The organism is Gluconacetobacter takamatsuzukensis (assembly GCF_014174275.1).
Classification (GTDB): domain Bacteria; phylum Pseudomonadota; class Alphaproteobacteria; order Acetobacterales; family Acetobacteraceae; genus Gluconacetobacter; species Gluconacetobacter takamatsuzukensis.
On sequence record NZ_JABEQK010000027.1, the window covers coordinates 1 to 1,275 of the forward strand.

The following is a 1,275-nucleotide window of genomic DNA, read 5'->3' on the forward strand; positions in this document are numbered from 1 at the left end:
TGGTCTGCCTTGAGAAAACTGGTCCGATTCTGAAGAGAGCCCTATGGGGCATATGGATTGGAGGATTACATGGGACGTCAGCGTTTTACGCCTGAGCAGATCATCGCGAAACTGCGTGAGGTGGATGTGCTCGTTGGCCGAGGTGCGACGGCGGTGGAAGCGTGTCGACAGATCGGCATCGCTGAACAGACGCTGTATCGGTGGCGCAAGGAATATGGCGGCCTGAAGGTGGATCAGGCGCGTCGCATGAAGGATCTGGAGCGGGAAAATGCTCGATTGAAGAAGCTGGTGGCGGATCTCGCACTGGACAAGGCGATCCTGCAAGAGGCGTCGAAACTGACTTTTTGAGCCCCTCCCGTCGCCGTGAGGCGATCGCACAGGTCCGTTGTGCATTGGCGGTATCGGAACGGCGGACCTGCCGGGTGCTTGGCCAGCACCGCTCGACACAGCGTCATCTGCCAAAGGATGATACCGACGAGCATCGGCTGACGGCCGACATCATTGCGCTGGCCAAGGATTACGGCCGCTATGGCTATCGCCGCATCCATGCTCTTCTGGGGCGTGCTGGCTGGCAGGTCAGCCTGTCGGTGGTCGAGCGTATCTGGCGGCGGGAGGGTCTCAAAGTTCCGAAGATGCAACCGAAACGGCGTCGGCTATGGCTGGGCGACGGATCGTGCATCCGGCTGCGCCCACAGCATCGTGGCCACGTGTGGTCTTATGACTTCGTCGAAGATCAGACGCACAACGGTCGTAGATACCGGATGCTCAACATCATCGACGAGTTCAGCCGGGAATGTCTGGCAATGGTGCCGCTGCGGCGGTTCCGGTCGAACGACGTGATCGACGTGCTGGCCGATCTGTTCATCGAGCATGGGCCGCCTGGGCATATCCGATCGGATAACGGCCCCGAATTCGTCGCCAACGCGGTGCGCGAATGGTTGGGCCGACTGGGTGTCATCACCCTCTACATCGAACCCGGTAGCCCTTGGGAAAACGGCTACATCGAGAGCTTCAATGCCCGTCTGCGGGACGAACTGCTCAATGGCGAGATCTTCTTCAGCCTTGAGGAAGTAAAGACCGTCACCGGCTGGTGGCGCGACCATTACAACCGGATGCGCCCACACAGCAGCCTGCAATACCGCCCGCCAGCGCCGGAAACAATCAGAATGCCAGCCTGGCCGCTCGGTTCCGCTACGCTTCACCTCCCGGCCAGGCTGGCATCAGAAGCGCATATCAACTAACTATGAAACCGGACCAGTCATCGCAGGCAGCCCA

At 60.0% G+C, this 1,275-nt stretch carries 1 protein-coding gene; it reads left to right on the forward strand.

Annotated features, from left to right (window positions below; genetic code table 11):
* Positions 1 to 69: 69 nt before the first annotated feature.
* Positions 70 to 1,241, forward strand: a protein-coding gene (locus HLH27_RS16865; protein ID WP_182951274.1) for an IS3 family transposase whose coding sequence is annotated in 2 segments (ribosomal slippage) — positions 70 to 337 and positions 337 to 1,241 — 1,173 coding nt in all. Because the reading frame shifts where the segments join, the coding sequence is not laid out codon by codon here.
* Positions 1,242 to 1,275 lie beyond the last annotated feature (34 nt).